The 22179-nt window shown below is 71.2% G+C and carries 13 protein-coding genes and 2 pseudogenes; 4 read left to right on the forward strand and 11 right to left on the reverse strand.

The window, feature by feature from the left end; translation table 11 throughout:
- Window positions 1–38: 38 nt before the first annotated feature.
- From ACIRP2_RS20780 to ACIRP2_RS20790, 3 genes are all read right to left on the reverse strand, one after another.
- Complete coding sequence (locus tag ACIRP2_RS20780; RefSeq protein ID WP_404252281.1) at window positions 39–4952, reverse strand: DNA-binding protein; 4914 nt, start codon at window positions 4950–4952, stop codon at window positions 39–41.
- Complete coding sequence (locus tag ACIRP2_RS20785) at window positions 4949–5815, reverse strand: DUF4132 domain-containing protein (RefSeq protein ID WP_404252283.1); 867 nt, start codon at window positions 5813–5815, stop codon at window positions 4949–4951. Before ACIRP2_RS20785 ends, ACIRP2_RS20780 begins: the two co-directional genes overlap by 4 nt.
- A gap of 701 nt (window positions 5816–6516) precedes the next feature.
- On the reverse strand, window positions 6517–7431 hold the full coding sequence (locus tag ACIRP2_RS20790; RefSeq protein WP_404252881.1) for a serine protease: 915 nt from the start codon (window positions 7429–7431) through the stop codon (window positions 6517–6519).
- A gap of 179 nt (window positions 7432–7610) precedes the next feature.
- Between ACIRP2_RS20790 and ACIRP2_RS20795 the strand changes: the two are divergent.
- Both ACIRP2_RS20795 and ACIRP2_RS20800 read left to right on the forward strand, forming a co-directional pair.
- Window positions 7611–7736 (forward strand): annotated as a pseudogene (locus tag ACIRP2_RS20795) (twin-arginine translocase TatA/TatE family subunit); the annotation flags it as partial.
- Between the two features lie 439 nt (window positions 7737–8175).
- The gene (locus ACIRP2_RS20800) at window positions 8176–10083 is read left to right on the forward strand and encodes a potassium transporter TrkA (protein ID WP_404252285.1); all 1908 of its coding nucleotides are present in this window, start codon (window positions 8176–8178) and stop codon (window positions 10081–10083) included.
- Window positions 10084–10538: 455 nt separating this feature from the next.
- Here the strand turns inward: ACIRP2_RS20800 and ACIRP2_RS20805 are convergent, their stop codons facing one another.
- From ACIRP2_RS20805 to ACIRP2_RS20815, 3 genes are read right to left on the reverse strand one after another with little or no spacing between them, the layout of a single operon-like run.
- Window positions 10539–11441, reverse strand: a complete 903-nt coding sequence (locus ACIRP2_RS20805; RefSeq protein WP_404252287.1) for a MauE/DoxX family redox-associated membrane protein — start codon at window positions 11439–11441, stop codon at window positions 10539–10541.
- 31 nt (window positions 11442–11472) lie between these two features.
- Window positions 11473–12087, reverse strand: coding sequence for a cell wall protein (locus ACIRP2_RS20810; protein WP_404252289.1), 615 nt, complete (start codon window positions 12085–12087; stop codon window positions 11473–11475).
- An 11-nt stretch (window positions 12088–12098) separates the two neighbouring features.
- Window positions 12099–12302, reverse strand: a complete 204-nt coding sequence (locus ACIRP2_RS20815) for an RlpA-like double-psi beta-barrel domain-containing protein (protein ID WP_326603381.1) — start codon at window positions 12300–12302, stop codon at window positions 12099–12101.
- On the opposite strand from ACIRP2_RS20815, the gene ACIRP2_RS20820 reads away from it, so the two are divergent.
- Window positions 12292–12540 carry a hypothetical protein gene (locus ACIRP2_RS20820; protein WP_404252291.1) on the forward strand — a complete coding sequence of 83 codons (249 nt, stop codon included), beginning with the start codon at window positions 12292–12294 and terminating at the stop codon, window positions 12538–12540. The genes ACIRP2_RS20815 and ACIRP2_RS20820 overlap by 11 nt on opposite strands.
- A 213-nt stretch (window positions 12541–12753) precedes the next feature.
- Here ACIRP2_RS20820 and ACIRP2_RS20825 read toward each other — a convergent pair.
- The 5 genes and pseudogenes from ACIRP2_RS20825 to ACIRP2_RS20845 all read right to left on the reverse strand — a co-directional run.
- Window positions 12754–13422: pseudogene (locus ACIRP2_RS20825) on the reverse strand (dienelactone hydrolase family protein); the annotation flags it as partial.
- Window positions 13423–13681: 259 nt separating this feature from the next.
- The gene (locus ACIRP2_RS20830) at window positions 13682–15109 is read right to left on the reverse strand and encodes an RtcB family protein (RefSeq protein WP_404252293.1); all 1428 of its coding nucleotides are present in this window, start codon (window positions 15107–15109) and stop codon (window positions 13682–13684) included.
- 5 nt (window positions 15110–15114) lie between these two features.
- A complete protein-coding gene (locus tag ACIRP2_RS20835; RefSeq protein ID WP_404252295.1) occupies window positions 15115–16098 on the reverse strand; it encodes a CapA family protein in 984 nt (327 codons plus the stop codon).
- 26 nt (window positions 16099–16124) lie between these two features.
- Window positions 16125–16586: an archease gene (locus ACIRP2_RS20840; protein WP_404252297.1), complete on the reverse strand. Its 462-nt coding sequence runs from the start codon at window positions 16584–16586 to the stop codon at window positions 16125–16127.
- 368 nt (window positions 16587–16954) lie between these two features.
- Window positions 16955–20656, reverse strand: a complete 3702-nt coding sequence (locus ACIRP2_RS20845; protein ID WP_404252299.1) for a S8 family serine peptidase — start codon at window positions 20654–20656, stop codon at window positions 16955–16957.
- A 259-nt stretch (window positions 20657–20915) separates the two neighbouring features.
- On the opposite strand from ACIRP2_RS20845, the gene ACIRP2_RS20850 reads away from it, so the two are divergent.
- Window positions 20916–21932, forward strand: a complete 1017-nt coding sequence (locus tag ACIRP2_RS20850; RefSeq protein ID WP_404252883.1) for a helix-turn-helix domain-containing protein — start codon at window positions 20916–20918, stop codon at window positions 21930–21932.
- The last annotated feature ends 247 nt before the right edge of the window (window positions 21933–22179 follow it).

The following is a 22179-nucleotide window of genomic DNA, read 5'->3' on the forward strand; positions in this document are numbered from 1 at the left end:
GCTCAGGTGCCGTTCGGCGGCGTCACAGTGACGGTGCCTCAGCGGCGGCGCCTCGTACGCCGCACCTTCAGCTCCTCGAAGCGCGGGAGGTCGCCGTCGAGGATCCGCTGCCAGGCCCGTGCGAACAGCTCCGCGGCCGGTTCGGTCGGTACCAGGGCACCCAGCACCGGCCGGCCGCCCGTGGCCACCCCGTACATCGGCAGCTTCCACTGCTCGACGGGCAGGACGGGCGCCGACTGCTCCGCCCAGGCGCCCGGCAAGAACAGCGAGCGTCCTGCCCGGGTCCGTACGGCCGACACCACCAGGTCGGTCTCGGCCAGTTCGGCCCGCGCCGCCTTGAGACGGGCCGGCTTCCATCCCGTCCATCGGGCGGTGTTGCGGTCCGTCGGGTCGGGCATGGCCAGCAGCATCAGGTACAGCGTCGCCGCGTCGGCGGTCAGACCGCGCGCCTCGACGACCTCGGCCACCCGCTCGGGCACCGAACGGGACGGATCCTGCGGCCACCACAGGCCCTCGTCGTCCGCCGCGCCGGCGGCGGGTGCGCCCGGGTCGGCCAACAGCCGTGCGAACGCCGGGTCGTATGCCCTCCGCAGGGCCGTCTCGACCCCGGTCGGCTGCTGATCGGCGCCGCGCAGTGCCGCCAGGTACGGGTCGGAGCCGGTGGAGTCCAGCAGGGCGGGCCGTACGGCCGGCTGGGGCTGGCCGTCCTGCGTGGCCATGAGCACCGCGCCGTACCGCTCGTGGTCCGGTGCCGTCTCCGTAGGGGCGCCGGCCACCTTCCGGAAGTCCGCGAGGCTTGTGTAGTGCCCGGCGGAGAGCAGCAGTTCGGGTGCCGCAAGCCGCTGCCGCACGGCGGTCAGCGCACTCGGCAGCGCCGCACGTACCGGATCGCCGACGGGCAGCCGGTGGGCCAGCCACGCCGTCAGGCTCATCGAGCCGACCAGCACCGCCGAGGTGAACGGCGCATCGGCGGGGGACGCCGTCGCCGGGTGATCGCCCTCGATGCGCCATGGCACGTCGACGCCGAGCTCCGGCGACGACGCCGGTTCCAGCAGCGCGGGGAGCGCCCGGTGCACGGGCCAGCCGCTGCTCACGGCGCGCGCGGCCTCCACCGCCAGCCAGTCGGGCACCTGCCGGCGCCGTCCCACCTTTTCGTTCCACACGGCGGCTGCCGACGCCACGTCCGGGCCCTCGCTCCACAGCCGTGCCGGGTCGTCGGGCAGGAACGCTGCGAGCAGCGCCCGGCGTGCCTCGACCGGGAGCGCGCGCAGTTCGTCGCGGGCGTGTCCCGCCTCGGCGACCTTCAGCCCGAGCGTCTTGCGCAGTTCGGCCGGCAGGAAGTTGTTCTCCCAGCTGTCCACGTCGGGCATGCCCGCGAGAACGATCCGGGCCAGCGCCCGGGACACACCGGTGAGGCGGCTGAACTCGTCGGCGGTCTCCGGCAGGAAGGGCACCGCCTCATGGGACCTCGCCTCCCCGAGGAAGCCGGTCAGCCAGTCGGCGCCGCGCACCCGGTCGCCCACCGGCGCTTCACCGCTCACGGTGTAGGGGCCGGGCACCTCGAAACGGCCGCTCGGGTCGTGGAGCAGCGCGCCGAACTCCCACCCGTCGTCGACGCCGGAGTTGTGCTCGGTGATGCCGAGCGCAGCACCACCGCCCAGGGGCAGCACACTGCGGTGCGCGACGTTGCGCCGCTGGCCGTCCGGCATGTCCAGGTGGGACGTCGCCAGGCGGACCAGGACCCGGCGCCAGTGACCGGCCGAGGCCGCCGTCGAGGCCAGCCCCAGCGCGTCCACCCGGCCGAGGACTTCGAGCAGGGCTGCACGGTGTGCCGGATCACTGCCGGGCGCCACGGCCCGGTAGGCGATCGCGGCCGGCTCGTCCAGGAGCGTGACGAACGGCAGTCCCGAGTAGGGCAGTGACGGCAGATCGAAGTGCAGCCTGCCCGGCAGCGCCGTGGCCGCGGCGTCCGTGCGCGCGGAGGCCAGAGACTCCAGGTAACGGCAAGTCACGTCGGTGTCCGCGCCGTAGCGGTAGTAGTCGGTATTCACGATGCCTTGCAGCGCCTGGGCAAGCACGTGGTCGCTCGGTCCCTGGCCCCGGACCTCCGTGGGCTCGGCGGCGGGGTCGAGCCGTGCGGCCACGGCGTCCAGCGCCTTCTGCTGCCTCACCGCGAAGCGCAGCACCTTCACCACGCCGGCGATCAGCTCGGGTGCCGAGACCTGGGGCAGCGCGGCGCTCACCAGCTCGGGCAGGTCCGCCACCCGCTCCGCGAGCACGGCCGCCTTCAGCAGGACGCCGGCCGACTCCGAGTCTGCGCCCCGCAGCGCCGCCGACCCCTGCGGATCACGCGGGCGCAGCATGTGCAGGTACGGCAGCGGCGGCAGGGCCTGAGCCGCGGTCCCGTACAGCTCGTTGCGGTGGTCGCACTGGGCCGACGTCGTGACCATGCCCTCCGGGTCGCTGAGCGACAGCTCGCGCCACTGCTGGGTCAGTGCCCGCGGCCGGTCGTCGCCGGGAAACGTCAGCGCGGCGACCGGCCTGTCGGCGCCCCTCGGAAGGGTGACGACCCGTCCAATGGTGTCCTCGCCGTGGTGGCCGCCGTCGGGCAGGCGCACGACACGCCAGCCGAGGAGCCCGTCCGCGGACGTCCCCTGGGCCGAACCCGCCACCGCCGGGGCAGGCCTCAGCCAGCACGAGCCGGCCGCCAACTCGGCCCCGGGGGCATGCCGTCGCAGCGCGTCGGCGAGGAAACCGGGCTGCGAGCGCCGGCCGTACGCGCCGCCCACGGGGTCGTACTCGAGCCAGCCGCCCTTGTCCTCCCCGTCCCTGTCCTGCCACACCCAGTACGACGTGCCGTCGGACAGCAGCGCGCGCTCTGCGGGCAGCTTCGTGTCGCCGTTGTGGAAGACCCCGCCGCCGGTGGTGCGGCCGCCGCCGGGCAGCTGCAGGCTGAGGTGATCCGAACGCATGGCCCAGGAGTCGGCGCCGGCGAGAGCGAACACCGTGTCGGGCGCGGTGTGCCAGTAGCCCTGCGGCTCTCCGCGACCGTACGTGCTCCAGAACACCAGCAGTGCACCGTCCACGTAGTGGAAGCCCGTCCGCCACACGTTCGTGGTGGGCACCCGCAGATCGTGCACGAGAACGGTGGAGTCGGCGTCGATGACGCGCACCTGCGTCGCGTTGGCCACGATCAGATACGGCCAGGCCTCCACGACCGTCAGACCCTCGGTGGTGTGGCGCCCCGGCGCCAGCTCCGTCAGCGCCTCCTCCCACGCCGGCCAGCGCAGTTCCTCCCACAGACCGCCCCGAAGCGTGCGCGCCACGGCCTCGCCGAGATCCGCACCGGCCGCGGCCGCGACCTCCTGCGGGGCGAGCACGAGAGCCTCGGAGGGCAGCCACGAAAGCCGCTCGATCGCCTTCGGCAGTCCGGGCAGCCCGGCCGCCACCGACGAGACGGCCACCTCGCGCATCCACTCGGTGAGCATCGGGCGGCCGCCGGGCGAGGCGGCCAGCCGCCGCATCACGTCCGCACCGGAGGACGCACTGTTGTAGCTGTTCGCCCCGCGCCCGAAGGAGGGCCGGAAGCGCGGGTCGGCTGCTAGTCCGACCAGGTCCCGCGGCTCCTCGCCACGCGCCCAGTCCGACAGGTTCAGGGCGCTGCCGCGCTGGTGGTGGGCGGACTTCTCCTCGGGGTCGGCGACCGCGATCTCCAGCGAGAGCAGGAGGTCCAGCAGGTTCACGTCCTCGACACCGATCCTCAGCAACCGCTCGCCCTCGGGCCGCGCCGCCAGATCGGCACGCAGCCGGCCGGCCGCCCGCTCGACCAGCTCCAGCAGGGCGGGCGGCGTCGGGCGCGGCCCCCAACCGCGATGCCGGGCACTGTGGAAGCGCTCCAGCCAGCCCGCCGCGCCGTCGGAGCACTGCTCCTCCTGCGGCAGGTCGGCGTCGGCAAGACCGGCGTCGGCCCCCGACTCCGCCAGGATCCCCAGCCACAGCTCGGTCATCTCCCCGCTGTCCCCGGGGGGAATCATCGACAGCAGCGTGCCCCGTACGGAGGGAACGCGCCGGGCCAGCGCAACCAGCGCGGCGCGGTGCGACTTCCACCAACCGGCGGCGGCTCGCAAGGTGGCCGGCAGCGGAAGGATCTCGGCGAGGTAGTCCTGCTCCGCCTCGTTGCCGGACATGGCCGCAGCGCGGGCGAGCCGCCTCAGCTCCACCGCGGCCTGGGCGGACGGCGCGAGGCCGCCGGCAGTCCGGCGCACACACAGCCGCCGGAACCGCTCGTACGCCTCGACGGGTGCGAGCCGGGTCGACAGGTCCTTGCCGTAACCGGTCAGGACCTTCACCGGCAGCGCGCCGGCCAGGGCGAACTCCAGGAACACGGCGTCGAGCCGGTCCTCGTCGACCGTCAGCCCGTGTTGCGCCTCGCTCGTGCGGGCACGGCCGAACAGCTGACCCGCGTACGTGCTGTTCTCGACGCCGAGGAAGACCCGCGCGGCCTGCTCGTAGAAGACGGGCAGGAAGTGCGGGACGGCCGAGGCGAGCCGCCCGGCCAGCTCGTGGCAGGCGTCCAGGGCGGCCTTGGGCTTGGTCCTGGCCTGCCGGGCCAGCCGGTCCAGCTCCGGCACGACCGCCAGTGCGTGGTGCCCGTCCTGGGGGTGGTGCACCAGCACCCACTCGGGAAAGCCGAGTTCCTGGCGCCGGCCGAGACCGACCACGGCCGGCTCGCCCTGCGGCTCGAGGCCGAGGAAGCCGGCTGCGAGGTCCTCGGCGGGGCCCAGTTCGGCCGCGGCCAGCCGCACGACGACCCGATCCTCGCCGAGCACCGTGTGGCGGTAGGCCCGCGCGGTCAGCTCGATCGCTGAAGGGCCCGCACCCCGCGCGTCGGCCGGGAGGACCGCGCCTGCCGCGAGCAGCTCCTTGTTGTCGTCTCCACCCGTCCTGGTCACGCGTCCCCACCCTTTTCGATCGTGCGGCCGGCGTACAGCGCAGCGGCCATGCGCATCCCCTCGGACCAGGCCACCGGCCCGACCTCGATCAGCCGCACCGCGCGGCCGTCCTCGTCGTGCCAGCTCAGCCCGCCGGTCTCCGACTCCCCGTCCCAGTACGGCTCGCCGATCCACACCGACGCCTCCGTGCTGCGGCCCCCATCACGCACCTTGCACGTGGCGTAGCCACCGGACACCCGGTAGCCGAGGCCCGTGGCGCGCGCCGCGAGACCGAACCGCGAGGCGAACTTCCCGCCCGCGTAGTCCCGTATCTCCGTCGCCGTCTCCGGGCGCCCGGCATCCGTCCCGTCCGGCTTGGCCCAGGTCGCCCGGTGGATCTGCTCCACCTTCTGGGTGATGCCGAGGTCGGCCGCGAAGTCCCGTACGTCGTCCAGGTCCGGCAGCAGCACGGGGTGGGGAAGCGTCACCGTGCGCGGCGAAAGCCGCACGGTCTCGCCGTCGAGGTCGACCACCTTGAGCTCCCCGTCGCCGGAGACGTCCCGCAGGAAGCCGACCTCGTCCGGATCGTCACCCACGACGGCCATGTCGCGCAGCGCCGACTGCCACGCCTCGTCCGGCCACACCCGCGCGATCAGCTCGGTCGGAACCGGAAGCGACGACACCATCCAGGCGTCCACCTGAGCCACGCACGAAGCCGCGTGCCGGTCCAGCCACTCGGCCAGCTGCCTCAGCCGGTCGACATCGGGACTGTCGCGCAATATTTTCGGCAGCGCCTTCAACTGCCGCCCCCCGGCGCGCCGTGCGACCACACGCCCGTCCTCAAGGGTGATCTCGTACCCCTCACCCGCTGTCAGCCACGCCATCAGCCGTGCCCCTCCGCCTGTCCATCAGATGCCGGCGCAGCCCGAACCATGGGCCACAAGGCCCCTGAACTGCGATACGAAGGGAGACTAACGAGGGCCACTGACAACGCAGGTCGGTCCGCACTGCCCTCACGACGACCTGGCAGGGATCTTCGTGCTGCCAGGGACGGTGGGCGTCGCGCCCGACGGCTGGAGGCGGTGCGTGGTGTCGGCGACGTAGGAGCGGTCCGGGCGCTTGTCCGGTCGTCCGGCATGGCGGCGATCAGGTCTTCGACGTATGCGCTCCCGCGGGCGGCATCCTCGTAGACCTCGCTGGGTGGAGCGTTCAGCTCGGGCCTCTCGACCGAGCACCGGATGCCGGACAAGGACCAGTACTGGGTGGACTCCCCCGGTTCGCGCGCTCCGATGCGTCCAAGGCCACCGTGGCCTGCACGGCTCCCAAGCCGTGACAGGCTACTGACGCCGGTGGGGCACACCACCAAGTCCTCGCTGCGCCCCACCCGCCCCACGTTGTGTCCGGAAGGAGACATCGGCAGGATCTGAGGTGCCGGGGGCCGCAGCACGGGTGGTCACGTCTCATGCAAGATCTGGCGGGACACTACTGAGCCGGAACAGCCGCCTTCCGGCGGTGTGCCGGCTGCGCACGACGCGGTGGCACGACCGGCCGTGGACGAGCGCTGCTTGCGCCCTCAGATGTCAACTCAGCGTGCCGCTGACGCTGTCGGCTTCGCGAGCGTACAGCCCGTGGCCGACAGGTTGAGCTTGTTGCCCGTCGTGAAGCAGGCGGGAATGCCGTAGGTCTCCTGGGCGTATCCGGTTCCCCGGCGGACGGTGACGGCTCCCTGCTCACTGACCTCGCAGGGATTGTCAAGGGTGCAGCTTTCGCCGTTCTCGTTGATGGTGTTGTTGATCGCCGTCACCTGCCCTGTTGTGGTGTCGATGACCGGGGAACCCGAGGTGCCCCCGATGACCTGGCATTCCGGGGTGTAGCGAACGGCGTCCTTCCAGGTCCACTGGCCCTCCTTCAGACGGTACGCAAATCCGTCGACGGAGCAGGAGTAGACCCGCTTCCAGTAACCGGAGACCACGTCGATCGCGTGCCCCTGCACCGGGTGGGCTTCCGACAGCGTCAGCGGCGCGATTCCCGTGGACTGCTGTATCTGGGCGTAGGTCTTGGTCAGTTGGTACAGCGTGACGTCGGTGTCGGTCATCGTCGCGTAGACGACTTTGTTCGCCTTGAGCGTTCCTGCGGTGCCGGCCGAGGCGTTGAGCAGCGTGAAGCTGCGGGTGGAGGGCTGGTTGGTGATGACCTGGCCCGCGCTCGGGAAGCCGGTTTCGAGGCAGTGACCGTTCGTCATGACCAGCCCCGGGTCCGTCGCCTGCGAGTTCGGCATGCGGATCAGGGAGCCTGAGCAGTTACTGAGCGCCACGGTGCCGGCGAAGGAGGAGGCCGTCACCGGGGCGGGCGCACTATCAGGGTGCACGGCGGCCGTCGCAGCAGTGGCGGTCGCCCCGCTCACGCGGTTGGGTGCTGCGGCTGCGGTGCCCGTTGCGCCAGTCAAGACGGCGGCACCGAGGGAAACGGCGGTGAGGGTGGCGAGGAGAGGCTTGCGCATGATGATGGTCGGTCCTCTCTGTTCGATCCGGGAGCCCGATGCCCCCCGGACGGTGAAGGGTGACCGCATTGTCGGCGTACAGCCAAGTCCTCCGCTACCCAACAGCTCCTTCCTGGCCCTTTTCGCTCCCTTGACGGCCACCGCACCGGGACTGCCCTCCTTCGCCATGGGCACACAACGGAGCGAAGAAGCTCCCCGATCCGGCGCGCCTCGCGGGCAAATCGGCCCGCACCCCCAAGAGCGAGGCCAGGGCGATGGAGTCCGGCCCGGCATCGCCGGCCGCGACCGAGGGCCACCCCCGGACCTGCCGCGATGTCGGTTCGAACAAACGACGATGCCGACGGCGATCCCTCCCAGAGCCGCGGCTGGAGGGGACTGCTGCAACCGTCGGGGCAGTGGGGCGGGCCGTGCCCCTGCTCCTCGCCTACGACCTCAGGGGGCTCCACGATTCCGCAGCAAGACCGATGAGCTGAGACTCCGGGCGTGGTGTCGGCGATTTCATCCCGGTGGCGTGCATGAGCCTCACGACGGAACCGGCAGCGGCGCGCTTGTCGGGGCAGACCGCTGCGCCTCGGGCGTCCCTCGCCGTCGGTCAGGCTGCATGGCCTGAACCGGCCCTTGTGCGCGGTCCCTTGAGTGGGATCCCTGCTCGGACTGCGAGAATGATCAACTGTGCTTCGTCATGGCCGTGACGACGGATTCCACGGCCTGTCCGGAGGCCGTGGAAGAAGGGGAGGGCAGGGGATGAGAGACAGGTTGCGGACCCGGTTCCGGTATTGGTTCGACGGCACCATGGACCGGGGAACGCCGGCCCTGATCAGCTGGTTGGCACTCTCCTCGGTCGCGCTCATCGCGCTGGCCTCGACCTTGGTCGTCCTGTTCACGGATACCGACGCGGAGGACAACGGCGGCTGGCTGGGAGTCGCGTGGATGAGCCTCCTGCGGACCCTCGACGCCGGAACCATGGGCGGGGACACCGGCGGCCCGGTGTTTCTCGGCCTGATGCTGGCGGTGACGCTCGGCGGCATCTTCATCGTCAGCGCGCTCATCGGTGTCCTGACCACTGGTCTGAACCAGAAGCTCCAGGAGCTGCGCAAGGGCCATTCGCAGCTCATCGAGCGCGGGCACACCATCGTTCTGGGCTGGTCGGACCAGGTCTTCACCGTGATCTCCGAGCTCGTCGAGGCGAATCAGAGCGAACGCCGCTCGTGCGTGGTGATCCTCGCGGACCGGGACAAGGTTTCCATGGAGGACGCGATCCGGGCCCGCATCCCCGACACCGGCAGCACCCGCGTCATCTGCCGCTCCGGAAACCCTCTCGTGCGGGCGGACCTGGAACTGGTCAACCCGGACACGGCGAAGTCGATCATGGTGCTGCCACCTGTGGGCGATGACCGTGACGTCGACGTCATCAAGGCCCTCCTCCTGCTGCACAGCCGCCAGTGGGCCGGGACCCGCCCACAAATCGTCGCCGCCGTCCACGACTCGGAGAACCTTGCGGCGGCCCGACTGGCCGCCGGCAGGAGCGCCCTGGTGATTGACGCCGAGGACATCGCGGTCCGCCTCATCGCGCAGGCGCACCGGCAGACGGGCCTTTCGACCGTCTTCAACGAACTGCTGAGTTTCGTCGGCAACGAGTTCTACTTCCACGAGGAGCCCGCCCTGGTGGGTTCGACGTACGGGCACGCCTTGAACGCCTTCGACCTCGGCGTCCCGGTCGGGCTGGGCGCCAACATGGAAGACGTGCTGGTCAATCCGCCGATGGACACTGTCATCGGCCGCGGAGACCAGATACTCGTCGTCGCCGAAGACGATCTGCTCATCCGGCTGTGTGAGGCCCGCCCGGCGATCGTCGAGTCGGCGATCACATCGGCCCCGGCCCAGTCACCGATGCTCGACCGTACGATCCTGATCGGCGAGAACTCCCGTACGGCGAAGCTGGTCACGCTGCTGGACAGCTTCGTTCAACCCGGTTCGACGCTGGACATCGCCGCGCCACGACGGCCGGAGGCCGCCCCGAGCGACACGCTCGTCAACCTCACGGTGGGGTTCAAGGTGTGCGAGCCGACGCGGAGGTCCTCGCTGGAGGCCCTGGACCTGGGCGACTACCAGCACATCGTCGTGCTCTCGGATGACACCATCGCCGCCGGGCCCGCAGACGACCGGACCCTGGTGACCCTGCTCCACCTGCGGGACATCGAGGAGTCGCTCGGTGACCCGTATTCGATCGTCACGGAGATGAACGACGACGGCAACCGCGAGGTCGCCCAGGTCACCAAGGCCGACGACTTCATCGTGAGCACCAAGGTGATCAGCTTGCTGCTCACCCAGCTCACCGAGAACCGTCACCTGCACAGCGTGTTCACCGATCTGTTCAACCCGGAAGGCTCGGAGATCTACATCAAGCCGGCGTCCGACTACGTGGTCCCCGGTGCCGAGGCCAATTTCGCCACGGTGATCGAGGCCGCGCGGCGACGGGGGGAGACCGCCATCGGCTATCGGCTCGCCGGGCACGGTGAGGAGCCCCCCAACTACGGCATCTTCCTCAACCCGTCCAAATCGGCCCCGCTCGTGTTGGGCTCGAAGGACGCGGTCGTCGTCTTCGCCGAAGGGGAGGCCGCTGCCGTGGGCGGCGACGGGCGCGGCCGGTAGCCGTGGTGGCCCAGTGGCGATGGTGGTTCCTGAGGGCGCCGCGGCGACAGCAGTCTGTGCGTCAGCGCGGGAGCGCGTCGACCTCCTCGGCCAGGTCACGGCCGCTGAGGTCCGAACGCCGCAGGGCGACCTCACCGCGCCGGTCGAGCAGGAGGTGCGTTTCGGCATGCGACACCCCGAACCGCGACCACGCCGCCTTCGCCGGTTCCTCGCACGCGGTCGAGGAACGCCACCCACCGCACACGGTGCGGAGGACGGGAGGGGCGGTCGCTTCCCGTCCTCCGCCGCCGGCACGGGTCCGGTCCAGGTGCCTGCCTGCTCGTGCCCGGACCCGCCGCCGACCGCGATCTCGCGGGCACTGTGGTGCTCGGCGATCGGGATCAGCAGGTCAGGGCACCCGTGCCGCCGTGAGGTGACCGGACGACCGAACCGGGCCGGGGCGGCCGTACGTGGCGTCAGCCCGCCATCGGCAGGGCCCTCCGCGACGGCACCGCGTGAAGCTCGTCCATGGCCACCGCCTCCCCGCTGTCCATGTCGACATAACTGACACGGACGATGGGGTCGTCACCGGCGTCCCGCCCGGCCGTGGCGTCGAGTGCGAACACCACGGCGACCGGGCGCGCGGTCTCCCGGTCCCCGTACACACCCGAGTACTGGAGAATGCGCCAGCCGTCCTCCTCCCAATGGTCCAGCAAGGCGGACCGGACCACCGGTGCGGCGGCCTGCCAGGCAAGGGAGTTCTCCAGGAGTTCGACGCTCGCCGCCACCGGCACCCGGTCCCTGCCGACGGTTCCCAGGAGCGGGTGGCCGAAGACACGCAGCCTCGTCCGGCGCAGCGGAAGCAGCCACCATCGGTCGAGGTCGGCCGAGAGAGCGACCAGAACCGCCGCCGCCCCGGCCAGGAAGACCAGGGCGCCGACAGGCCGCTCGGAGATCGCCGACCACCAGGAGCCCTGTGTCGCCGCCACCGTGACCCCGCCGATGACCACGACCGCCGCGCGAGCGAAGGCCCGCCAGGTGATGGGGGTGTCCTCACTTGCCGAACAGCCGCAGGAGGACTCCGGCGCCATGGTCCGGCCATAACCGAGGTAGGCGAGGAAGCCCGCCCCGAGGACCGCTGCGGCGGCCCCCGGCACCGGGTTCGCCGGGGTCATCAGCAGACCCGCGGCGATCAGGAGTTCACCCGCGCCGGTCGCGCGCAACACTCTCGTGGCCCGCTCACTGCTGCGCAGAATGCGGGCCAGTGCCGTCTTCGGCGCCTGCTGTGCGGTGCCTCGGCTGAACACCTTGACCGCTCCGGTCCACCCGAGCAGGCCCGCGAGGACCAGCGAGGCCAGGCCCGTTGTCAGTGACAGCATCTCTTCCTCTCCCTGTGTCCGTGGGCCCGCATCAGTGCCCGACGGAGATGCGGACGACATCCACGGAGTTGTCGGACGGCCGCCAGGCGCCGAGCACTTGGGCGCTCTGTCCGATGCGCAGCCGGGACAGGTCGGACGTCAGTGCGCGGCCGGCGTAGGAGGCGCTGGCGTCCGGGGCGACGTGACCGACCAGTTCGTGCCGGCCGTGGGAGAGGTGCAGCCGGTTCTTCGCGATGCCGCGGATCTGCGTGTCCAGATTCACGATGTTCACCCACACCGCGTCGGCGGCCACGGTGCCGTCGGGCATCGTGACGCCGCGCGCGTAGAGCCCGTCGCCGACCTCGATCACTTCGGCCGTGGTCGCGCGGACTTTCCACACGCTGGTGACGTTGGTCATCTGAACCCGGGAGTGGCCGCCGTTGGACCCGGCGACCTCCAGAATGCTGCCGGTGATGCCCGTGATCCGGCCCTCCACGAAGGTGGACCTTGCTATCGCGGGGTCGAGCGAGGGTTCCGCGGCGAAGGCGGCCTCGGCGTCGAGCCCGCCGAGCGCGGTCGCGCCGATGATGGTCGCCCCACCCAGCGCGGCGTTGGTGAGGAAGCGCCGCCTGCGCATCCCGTCGGCCCGGTCGTGTCGTACGGTCATGTCGGCGCTCCTCACTCGTAGATGTAGACCGGCAGCTTGCCCGAACTCAGGTTGCCGATCGCCGAGAAGGCTGCCGGGGTGAGGTCGAGGACACGGTTGGTGCGGCAGGTGCCGTTGCAGCAAGTCGCCTCGCCGCACCAGTCCTTGGTGCGCGGGCCGCAGTCGGTGATGGTGATGCACACCGTCGCGCCCGAGCACTGGTGCTTGACGTTCATCACCGCACCGCAGCCGCGTCTGGGTATGTTCTCGCCACAGAGGTCGGGCCGGGTGATGTTCCAGCATGCCTGTGAGGCGTTGGGCCACGCGCCGTGGTGCGCGCTGGACTGGCAGTTACCACAGGCGCCGCCGCCGGCGCTGGAGCACGGGCCCCAGGCGTTGCCGCAGCAGAACCAGCTGGTTTCACCGGCCCACAGGCTGGTTGATCCGCAAGCCATCGTGTTGCCTTTCTCGTGAATTGACGAGTACATGACAATCTCTGACTCGGCCGCCGCCACCACACGTCAAAGGGAGACGACCGCGTTCCGGCCGAGGATGGTTGTCCGAGCGAAGCAACTCAATGATGCGCGTAGACAAGCAGGTTGTATAGACGGCCGCGTTCCGTATGAGTCGAGCGCCTGGCTCCGCGTCGATCGATGGCGCCAAGTCCTCCCCGCGGCGCGCCGACGCTCAGCTCCCGGGTCCTGCGCAACGACCCAGGTGCTCGACGAACCACTCTCCGGCCAGGTCCGCCACCTCTCCCAGAGCACCAGGTTCCTCGAACAGGTGAGTGGCACCGGGGACCACAGAGAGTCGACTCTCGCAGCGCAGCATCGCCTGGGCCTGGCGGTTGAGGTCCAGCACCACCCCGTCCTCGCCTCCGACGATGAACAGCGTGGGCGCGGTCACCGCCGGCAGACGGGGTCCGGCCAGATCGGGCCTGCCGCCGCGGGAGACGACCGCCACGGCCGGGGAATCCGGCTCGGCCGCCGCCCACAACGCGGCGGCTGCGCCGGTACTGGCACCGAAGTAGCCCACCGGCAGGCCCCGGGCCTCGGGCCGGTCGAGCAGCCAGCGGGTGGCGTCGCCCAGGCGGCGGGCCAGCAGGGCGGCGTCGAAGACGTGGGCGCGGTCCACTTCTTCCTGCGCGGTGAGAAGGTCGAACAGCAGCGTGGCCAGGCCGACCTTGTTCAGCGAAGACGAGACGAAACGATTGCGCGGGCTGTGTCGGCTGCTGCCGCTGCCGTGAGCGAACACCACGATGCCCGTGGCCCCTTCGGGGACATACAACTGCCCGTGGAGCCGGACCGGTCCGGCCTGTACGACGACTTCCGGATCCGCGGCCACCATCGCCGCTCCTCCCACGGTTGCTGCGGCTGCGAGCCGCTGCTCGGTGCGCGATGTGCTCCGATCTCCGTGCTCCGTGCTCCGTGCTCCGTGCTCCGAGAAGATGCATCCCTTCGCCGGACTTCGTCCGAAAGGCACAGGACCTCGGCGTGTGCCGACCGGCCTTCCTGCCCGGCCCCTCATCCAGGTTCCACGCTACTCGCGTTCCGCCGAGGTGCACGGACGAAAACCGTCGGGGAAGCCGTGCCGGTCGCCCTCGCTTCGTACCGGCTCATCCCTTGACCACGCCCAGCGGTACGAGTCGGGCGACCAGCCGGGCGAGTCCGGCGCCCTCGGTGGCGGCGACGACCGCCCCGACGTCCTTGTACGCCTGGGGCGCCTCCTCGGCGAGACCGCGCCATGAGGAGGGCCGCACGGCGATGCCCCGGGCCTCCAGCTCGGCGCGAAGCTGCTCCCCCCGGACCATGCGCAATGCGTGGTGACGGCTCCAGACCCGGCCGGCGCCGTGGCAGGCGGAGCGGAAGGCATCGTTGCCGGGCAGACCGACCATCACGTACGAGGCGGTTCCCATCGTCCCGGGGACCAGTACCGGCTGGCCGGCCTCGACGAGGTCCTCGGGCAGGCTCGGATCGCCGGGCGGCAGCGCCCGTGTGGCGCCCTTGCGGTGGACGCACAGCCGACGTGCCGCACCGTCCACTTCGTGGGTCTCGAGTTTGGCGGTGTTGTGCGAGATGTCGTAGACCAACTCCAGGCCGACTCCCGCAGCGGTCGCGAAAGCGTGGCGGGTGGCTTCCGACAGCAGCTGGCGATTGGCCCGGCCGTAGTTGGCGGCCGCCGCCATCGCCCCGAGATAGGCGCGGCCCCGAGGCGAGTCGACCGGGGTACAGGCCAGCTGCCGGTCCGGGACCTGGATGTGGTGCCGGTGCAGTTCCTGGTCCATCACGCGGACGTGGTCGGTGCACACCTGATGGCCCAGGCCGCGCGACCCGCAGTGGATCATGACGCACACCTGGCCCACCCGCAGCCCGAAGGCCGCCGCGGTGGTCGGGGCGTATACCTGGTCCACCGCCTGGACCTCCAGGAAATGGTTGCCCGAGCCGAGGCTTCCCACCTGGTGGAGGCCGCGCTCGACGGCGCGCGCACTCACCTGCCCCGGGGCCGCACCCTCCAGGACCCCGTGGTCCTCGCAGCGCGTGAGGTCACGGGGCACACCGTGGCCGTGCTCGACCGCGTACCGAGCGCCGCCGACCAGCAGATCGTCCATCTCCCCGGCCCCCGACAGACTCCACAGGCCCCCGCGCCCCATACCGCGCGGGATGGTGTCGTCGAGGATGTCCATCAGTCGCCGCATCCGGTCGCGGCCGAGCCCCTCGCGGTCGATGCCGGCGGCCAGCAGCCGTACGCCGCAGGAGATGTCGAACCCCACGCCGCCGGGCGAGATGACCCCGCCGTGGGAGATGTCGGTGGCGGCCACCCCGCCGATCGGGAAGCCGTAGCCCCAGTGGACGTCGGGCATGGCGAACGAGGCGTGGACGATGCCGGGCAGCGTCGCCACGTTCGCCACCTGCTCCAGCGCCTTGTCCCCCGCCGCCTGCGGCAGCAGCGCCCGCGAGGCGAACACGACCCCGGGCACGCGCATCGGCTCCCGCTGCTCGATCCGGAAGCGGTACGGTCCGCTCTCCACCAGCGCGATGTCCACGTCCCTCACCTCCAGTCGACCGTCAGCCGTCCGGTCCGATCGGCGACGGCGGTGCCGAACTCGGCAGAGGCCGTCGTGAGCCGCTCCCGGATCCACTCCCGGTCCTCACCGCGCGCCAGGCGGGTGCGGCAGTAGTCCAGGGCCAGTGGCACCGCCTCCACGCGGGCAGGAACCAGGTGCACGGCATCCGGGCCGTCCAGGGTCACCAGGAAGAGGAGCCCGAGGTCGTTGCGCAGGACCGGGTCGACGGCGTAGTCGTCGACGAAGTCGCCCAGGTCGAAGAGGATCCGGTCGGCGATCCCGTGGAAGACATGGGCGGAGTGCCCGGCGATCAGCGTCGCTCCGGCCGCCAGCAGCTCCGGGGCCGCGGCCGAGACGCGGCGCGGCGGCCGGGAGGTCATGTTGGGGCCCCAGTGCGGGGTGACCAGCACGACATCCGCCGCCGCGGCGGCCCGGCCCACCGACTCCCTCAGCCAGCCGGGCACCCCCGCGTGGAGATCGGCCCAGGCCACACCGGGACTGCTCTCCCCTGCCGCATACTCCTCCGGGTCGTCCGTGACGCCCACCACCGCGAGCCGTACACCGCCCGCCTCCAGCACCGCGAACTCCCGGGCCGCGTGCTCGTTCGCCCCGGCGCCGACCGTGCGGACGCCCGCCCCGGCCAGCAGAGTGCGCGTGTCGGCCATGGCGTCGGCCCCGTAGTCCAGGGCGTGGTTGTTGGCGAGCGTCACACAGTCCACCCCCAGTTCGGCCAGCACCTTCGCGGCCACGGAGGGCGCCCGGAAGAAGAAGGCCTTTCGCGGATCGGGCCAGCGGTGCCCTCGGTCGGAGATGCAGCACTCCAGATTGAGCACGAAGAGATCCGCCTCGGCGAGCACCTTCCTGACCCCGGTGGAAATCAGCGTCCCCGGCACCGGCGAGCGGCGAAGTTCCCCGGCGACGTTGCGTCCGAGCATGGTGTCGCCTGCCAGGGCCACCGTGAGCGCCATGATCCCTTCCCTTCCCTTCCCCGCCCTCAGACGTCGAGGGTCACCCGGCAGGCCCAGCCGCCAGGGCCGCTGCGCAGCTGCAGGTCGTGCAGCGAAACGGCCTTCGGCACCGCACCGACCGGGACGACGGTGCGTGCGTCGGCCATCCGGAAGCGGACCGACAGGCTCCGGCCGTCCCCCGCCGGCCGGATCTCCCCCACGTCGACGTCGAGCGGGATCTCGCCGTCGGCATCCATCCGGTAGACGACCTCCTCCAGGACGGACACCAGCAGATCCTCGTCGGATGCCGACGTGATCGCGTATTCGTGGTCGCCGACGAACTCGGCCGCGGACATGTCGGCGAAACCCTCCACCACCGCGCGGACAGCCTCGCCGATGCAGCCCGCGGCCGTCGGCGACCATGCCTCCACCCGCATGTCCGCGGTGTGTGGCACGGCACAGTGGCCACTCGTGCCAGGAAGCTTCCCCGGGGGTTCCCGACCGTCCACAGTCGGCGCCTCTCCGTAGTCTCCGTACGCACAGCCTGAAGCCGAGTTCCCCGAGCCGCGGGCTGTGTCTCCTCCAGAGTCGTCCCGTAGACCGCTCCAGGGCAACCATCACGAGGCGTGGCCGCCCGCCGGCGCTCCCCCGACCGTCCCAGGAACGGGCCCACACCGTGCACCGCCGACTCCGGTAGGTGCGTCATTCCAGGTCAGCGCGCCCCTCCCGGAAACTTCGGCGCCATCGACGGAAGTTCGACAGCCGACAGTCCACTTCATACGCATGAAGGGCGCCGTTCTCCCTCCTCAGGAAAGAGGCCGGGAAGGACGCGGCGACGCACGCCGGGGCGCCCACGGTGCAGGCGCCCCGGCATCGGTCAGCGGCGGATCTGGTAGGCGCGGGTCACCGTCTGCTCGATGGTGTTGCCATCGGCATCGGTGGCCTGCACGCGCAGCGACACGAAGCCCGCGTCCGCGGGGTTGCCGATCGTGCCGTCGAGGCCGCCGTCGAGGCGGACCCGTCGCCAGTTGGCGCCGTCGTCGTACGAGGCCCACAGCTTCGCCCCGGCGAGCTTCAGACCGCTCAGTCCCTTGGGGTAGCGCACGCCCAGTCCGATGCGCGTGGTGGAGTGCGGCCGGGCGCTGTTGGCCTGGTCGACGTCGAGTCGGTAGTCGACCGACAGGACGGGGAGCAGGGTCAGCCCTTCCTTCCGCTCGGAGTGGAAGCGCCAGTCGGTGTGCACCTTGGTGGAGGTCGTCCAGCCGGGGGCGTCCCGTTCCACGTCGGTGACCACCCGGTATTCAGCGCGCTCTGCCGTCATCGGGAAGGCGACGGGCGCCGAACGGACGCTGCCGAGGAGCCGGCCGTCCCGGTAGACGGTGGACAGCGCCTTGTCGCTGCCGGCCTCGGCGGTGAAGGACTGGTCCGGCGCGGTGTCGAGCAGACCGCCCGACGCCACCACACCGACATCACCCTGCCGGGCGGCCGCGTCGGACCTTGCGTCCGGTAGCGCGGTGCGGACCACCGCCTTGTTCCAGTCGCGGTGCACGCGCTGTCCGGCCTTGAGCATCGAGGTGTCCGTCAGCTTCCAGGAGCCGTCCGACGTCCACACGGGAGCCGCCTTCACCGCTTCCCAGGTGGGCACGTCCGCGGAGACGTACTCGGTCCGGGAGCGCGGCAGGACCACCCGGTCGAAGCCGAAGTACGCCGTCGGCTGCATCGGCGAGCGCATCAGCCGGGCGTATCCGCCTTCGGTGGCCGGCGTCGAGGCGTGGAACGAGGAGTCCACGGTGGCCAGTTCCTCGTCGCGCACCCGGTAGCGCTGGTCGGCGGGGATGCCGCCCTTGCGGTACTTCAGCAGCTCGTAGGAGTAGGGGCTCACCGCCGTACCGGAGATCCTGATCACGGCGTTGTCCAGAGCTGCCAGTTCCTCGCCCTGGGTGCCGGAGAGGGTCATCGCCGGGATCCTGGTGGCCGTCGGACCCCAGTTGCCCGCGAGCCAGTTCTCGGGAATGTCGTTGTAGATGAGGATGGCGAGCGCTCCGGCGCTCGCGGCGTCGTCGACCTGCTCCCGCACCGTGCGCTCGGTGCTCCGCTTCACCAGAGCGAGCTTGCCCCGGACGTTCTCGCCGGCCTTCGCCACACGCAGGGCGCGGGTGCCGTCGATACGTGCGGAGCCTGTCCAGCCCTCGAGGTAGGCCGCGTCCAGGGGCCTGTTTCCGTGCCCGACGAGGCGGGCGTCGAGTGCGGGTGCGCCGAGCGACCAGCCGACGCGCGATTCGAAGCGCTCGTTCGCGGTCTGCGACGGGATGGAGTACACGGCCGTCTCGCCGTCCAGCCACGTCTCGCGGTCGTGGATGAGGTCGCCTTCCGCGGCCTGGAAGTTCAGACCGATGCGGGCGCGGTTGGTCTCCGTCGGCCGGGAGGTGGTCATGGTGACCGGGCCGGCCTCGGCGCCGTCCAGGGTGAAGGTCCGATCGGAGTCGATCATCGTGCCCGGCAGGGCGGCGTAGGTGTACTCCTCCAGTCGGCTCCAGTCGGAGTTGTAGTGGAAGATCTCCGAGATGAAGGCGTGCTCGCCGCGCGGTACCCGCACCACGACGGTCCCGTCCGCTGCGACCGGGTACGTCTCGGGCAGTCCGTAGCGGCCCAGCTGCCAGGCGGTGACCGCGGCGATGCCGCTCGTCGGCTTGCCGTCGCGGTCGAGCACCTTCAGCATGACGTCGAAGCGCTGTACGTCCCTCCCGAAGCCGACCGCCGTCACTGCCGCCGTCCGCCCGTCGGCGGAGACCGCGGTGACGTGCGCGCCATGGGATCCGGTCGTCACGCCGACGGTGTTGAGGGTGAGGTCGACCTCGGTGGTCCCGTGCGCCGGCACGGTCACCGAGTCGGCTCCCAGGCTGAGCACTCCGGCCGGCAGTTCCTCACCCGCGCTCTCCACCTTCAGGGCGAGGGTGACCGGCTGGTCGCCGTCGTTGATGTACTCGATCTTCTTCGCGACCGGGGCGGTGGCGTCCCAGTCCCGCAGTCCGAAGTCGGCCGTGCCGCTGGCCGATACGGACTGCCGGAGTGCGCGTGCCACGTCCACGCGGCCGGCTCCCTGGGCGTAGACGGAAGTGGCGGCGGTGGTCTTGGCCGTACTGATCAGCCGGCTCTTCAGACGGGCCGGCGTCCAGTCGGGGTGGCGCTGCGCGAGGATCGCGGCGGCTCCGGCCACGTGCGGCGTGGCCATGGAGGTGCCACTCGCGGTGGTGTACGAGCCGTCCACCGGTGTGCCCATCGTCGTGCCGGCGGCGCGGGCGGCGACGATCCGCGAGCCCGGTGCGGTGATCTCCGGCTTGAGCCCGCCGTCACCGCCTCGTGGGCCCCGGCTGGAGAAGTCGGTGACCGTGTCGGTGGAGTCCACGGCGCCGACGGTCAGGGCCGCGTCGGCGGCTCCGGGTGAGCCGACGGACGTCGCCGCGGGGCCGCTGTTGCCCGCCGCGATGGTGAACAGCACGCCGGCCCGCGCCGTCAGTTCGTTGACCGCCACCGACATGGGGTCGGTGCCGTCGGCGCCTTCTCCGCCGCCCAGGCTCATGGAGATGACCTTCGCCCCCGAGTGCGCGGCCCAGTCCATCCCTTCTATGATCGCGGATTCCGAGCCGCTGCCGCCGTCGTCGAGCACCTTGCCCACGATCAGTCCGGCGCCCGGTGCCACGCCCCGGTACTTCCCGCCGGAGGCGGCTCCGCTTCCGAGGATGGTGGAGGCGACGTGGGTGCCGTGGCCGTGGCCGTCGCGCACCGTCTCGCCGGGGACGAAGCTGCGGCTGTCCACGATGCGGTCGGCGAGGTCGGGGTGGGTGGCGTCGACACCGGTGTCGAGCACCGCGACGTTCACGCCGGTGCCGTCGAAACCGTCCTTCCACGCCTCCGGGGCGCCGATCTGCGGGACGCTCCTGTCGAGGAGCGCCTTGACACGCCCGTCCAGCCAGAGGCGCTGGATGCCGCCCGACAGGCGGGCCTTGGGGGTGCCTGCGCGGGCGCTGTCGTCGTCGATGGCCTCCCAGAACCCGGCGCCCTTGCGCTTGTCGGCGCTGACGGCGGCTCCGCGCACGCCGGGGAGTTTCCGTGTGAGGCGGGCTCCGCCGGGTGCGGTCTCCTTGGCGTCGGACGTGTAGCGCACGATCATCGGGGTCGACGCGTGGTGGGCGTCGTCGTACCCCTGGGCGATGAGCTGGGTGACGTTGAACAGCCGGTCGTCCACCTGGCCGTTGTGCACCAGCGGTTCGACGTCGCGCGGGATCACGTATACATCGGTGCCGACGGTGTACGTCCGCAACTCGGCCGCACTGCGGTGGTAGGGGGTGACGTTGACGGCGAGGGTCTTGCCCGCCCTCGTGGCCACCGTCACCTGATCTCCGGTGACAAGAGTGACCTTCGTGGTGCGGACTTCCGCTTGGGACGGGGTGGTTACCGCGTCCTCCCCGGTCTTCGGTGCGGGGGTGGCACCGTACACCAGGCCGCCGCCGGCCAGGGTGGTGGCCATGGTGGTCGCCAAGGTGAAGCTGAGCAGTGCGGCTCTTCGCCTGAAACGCATGCTGAACGCTCTCCTTCCGCCGGCGGGGAGGGTTCCGCGACCGGCGGGTCAAGCCTTGGCAGGAAGGGGCACCGACGCTACGGCCGCGTCTGGCGAAGAAGTGACATGTCCGCTCGCCGCCACTGTGCGCGTATCGCAGTCGGATGGTCGTCGTACGTGATAGCGCGGACATCGTCCCGGTGTGCGGGTGTGGTTAGATCACGCTGTTTCCGGTGGGTGGTGCGCGGGTTGGGGTGGGGGTGTCGTGAGAGGCGGACACATGCTGGAGGCCGCGGGGATCGGGGAGGGGGAGGAGCGGGTGTACCGCTTCCTCGTCGGGGAGCGTGAGGCTGATGCCCCAGTGATCGCGGAGCAGCTCGGGCTCGAAGTGACGCAGGCACACAGGCTGTTGGCCTCGCTCCACGACAAAGGGCTGGTGGGACGGGTGGCCGTTTCGCCGACGGGGGGCGCGGTGCGCTATGTGCCGGTGGCGCCCGATGCGGCGCTGCGTCCGTTGCTGCTGCGTGGGCACGAGGCGCTGGAGTCGGCGCGACGGGGGGTGGAGCAGCTCACCGAGGAGTATCGGGCCGCGGGTCGGCGGCACGACGCGGGTCAGCTTGTCGAGGTGATCACGGGGGTGAGTGTGATCCGACAGCGGCTGCGTCATATGGCGTACGGGGCGCGTGAGATGCGCTGGTTCTGCAAGGCCGGCCATGTCGCCATGCCTGCGGCGGAGAACGACGAGGAGTGGGAGCTGCTCGCTCGTGGGGTGCGGTACGAGGCCATCTACGAGCGCGCTCTGCTGGAGGAGCCCGGCATGGTCGACAACGTTGCCCGGAGTATCCGCGCGGGTGAGCAGGCGCGGGCTACCGGGACGCTGCCGGTGCGGATGGTGATCGCGGACGGTTCGATCGCCATCTGCCCTCTGATGCACGGCGGTTCGGGTGGATCGCTGGGTGAGCCGACGGCCGCGGTGGTGCACGGCAGCAGCCTGCTCGACGCGCTGATCGCGCTGTTCGAGAGCCAGTGGGCGGCGGCGTCGCCGCTGCACGTCACGGACTCGGGCGAGTTGGCCGACTTCAGCGGAAGTCCGCGGCCCGGTGCGAACGTCGCCGACGACGAACGGTATCTGTTGTCCCTGGTCGTCGCCGGGGTCGCGGACAAGGCGATCGCCTCGCAGCTACGGGTCAGCCAGCGCACGGTGCAGCGCCGGATCCAGGTGCTGATGCAGCGCGTCGGCGCCGCGACGCGGACGCAGTTGGTGTGGCAGGCGGCGCGGCGGGGGTGGCTGTCATGAGAGAGCGTGGCTGTCATGAGACACGAGCCGCTGTTCCCCTACCGCAGCGAACGTCGGTGAGTCCGTCGGGTCGGCCGTCGGTCGACTCGACGGACTCACCGGGCCGACTGCAGGGGCGGCCGCTCTCGTGGCGAGCGCGGCGTACTTCCCGCGTCACCGCGCTGCCCCGGCTGACCCGCGATCCCGTCGGCAGGTGGGAATCCGGGAATCGCTGTGAGGATCCCGATGGGGCTTGTCGTCGTTCGTG

Origin of the sequence: Streptomyces sp. NPDC101194, assembly GCF_044767885.1 — a bacterium.
In the GTDB taxonomy this organism is placed as follows: domain Bacteria; phylum Actinomycetota; class Actinomycetes; order Streptomycetales; family Streptomycetaceae; genus Streptomyces.

Bases quoted from the DNA above. Each gene is read 5' to 3' on its own strand.
- ACIRP2_RS20785 (WP_404252283.1), bottom strand. From the start codon at position 5,815: ATGGCGTGGCTGACAGCGGGTGAGGGGTACGAGATCACCCTTGAGGAC.
- ACIRP2_RS20790 (WP_404252881.1), bottom strand. From the start codon at position 7,431: ATGCGCAAGCCTCTCCTCGCCACCCTCACCGCCGTTTCCCTCGGTGCC.
- ACIRP2_RS20800 (WP_404252285.1), top strand. From the start codon at position 8,176: ATGAGAGACAGGTTGCGGACCCGGTTCCGGTATTGGTTCGACGGCACC.
- ACIRP2_RS20805 (WP_404252287.1), bottom strand. From the start codon at position 11,441: ATGCTGTCACTGACAACGGGCCTGGCCTCGCTGGTCCTCGCGGGCCTG.
- ACIRP2_RS20810 (WP_404252289.1), bottom strand. From the start codon at position 12,087: ATGACCGTACGACACGACCGGGCCGACGGGATGCGCAGGCGGCGCTTC.
- ACIRP2_RS20815 (WP_326603381.1), bottom strand. From the start codon at position 12,302: ATGAACGTCAAGCACCAGTGCTCGGGCGCGACGGTGTGCATCACCATC.
- ACIRP2_RS20835 (WP_404252295.1), bottom strand. From the start codon at position 16,098: ATGGCGCTCACGGTGGCCCTGGCAGGCGACACCATGCTCGGACGCAAC.
- ACIRP2_RS20845 (WP_404252299.1), bottom strand. From the start codon at position 20,656: ATGCGTTTCAGGCGAAGAGCCGCACTGCTCAGCTTCACCTTGGCGACC.
- ACIRP2_RS20850 (WP_404252883.1), top strand. From the start codon at position 20,916: ATGCTGGAGGCCGCGGGGATCGGGGAGGGGGAGGAGCGGGTGTACCGC.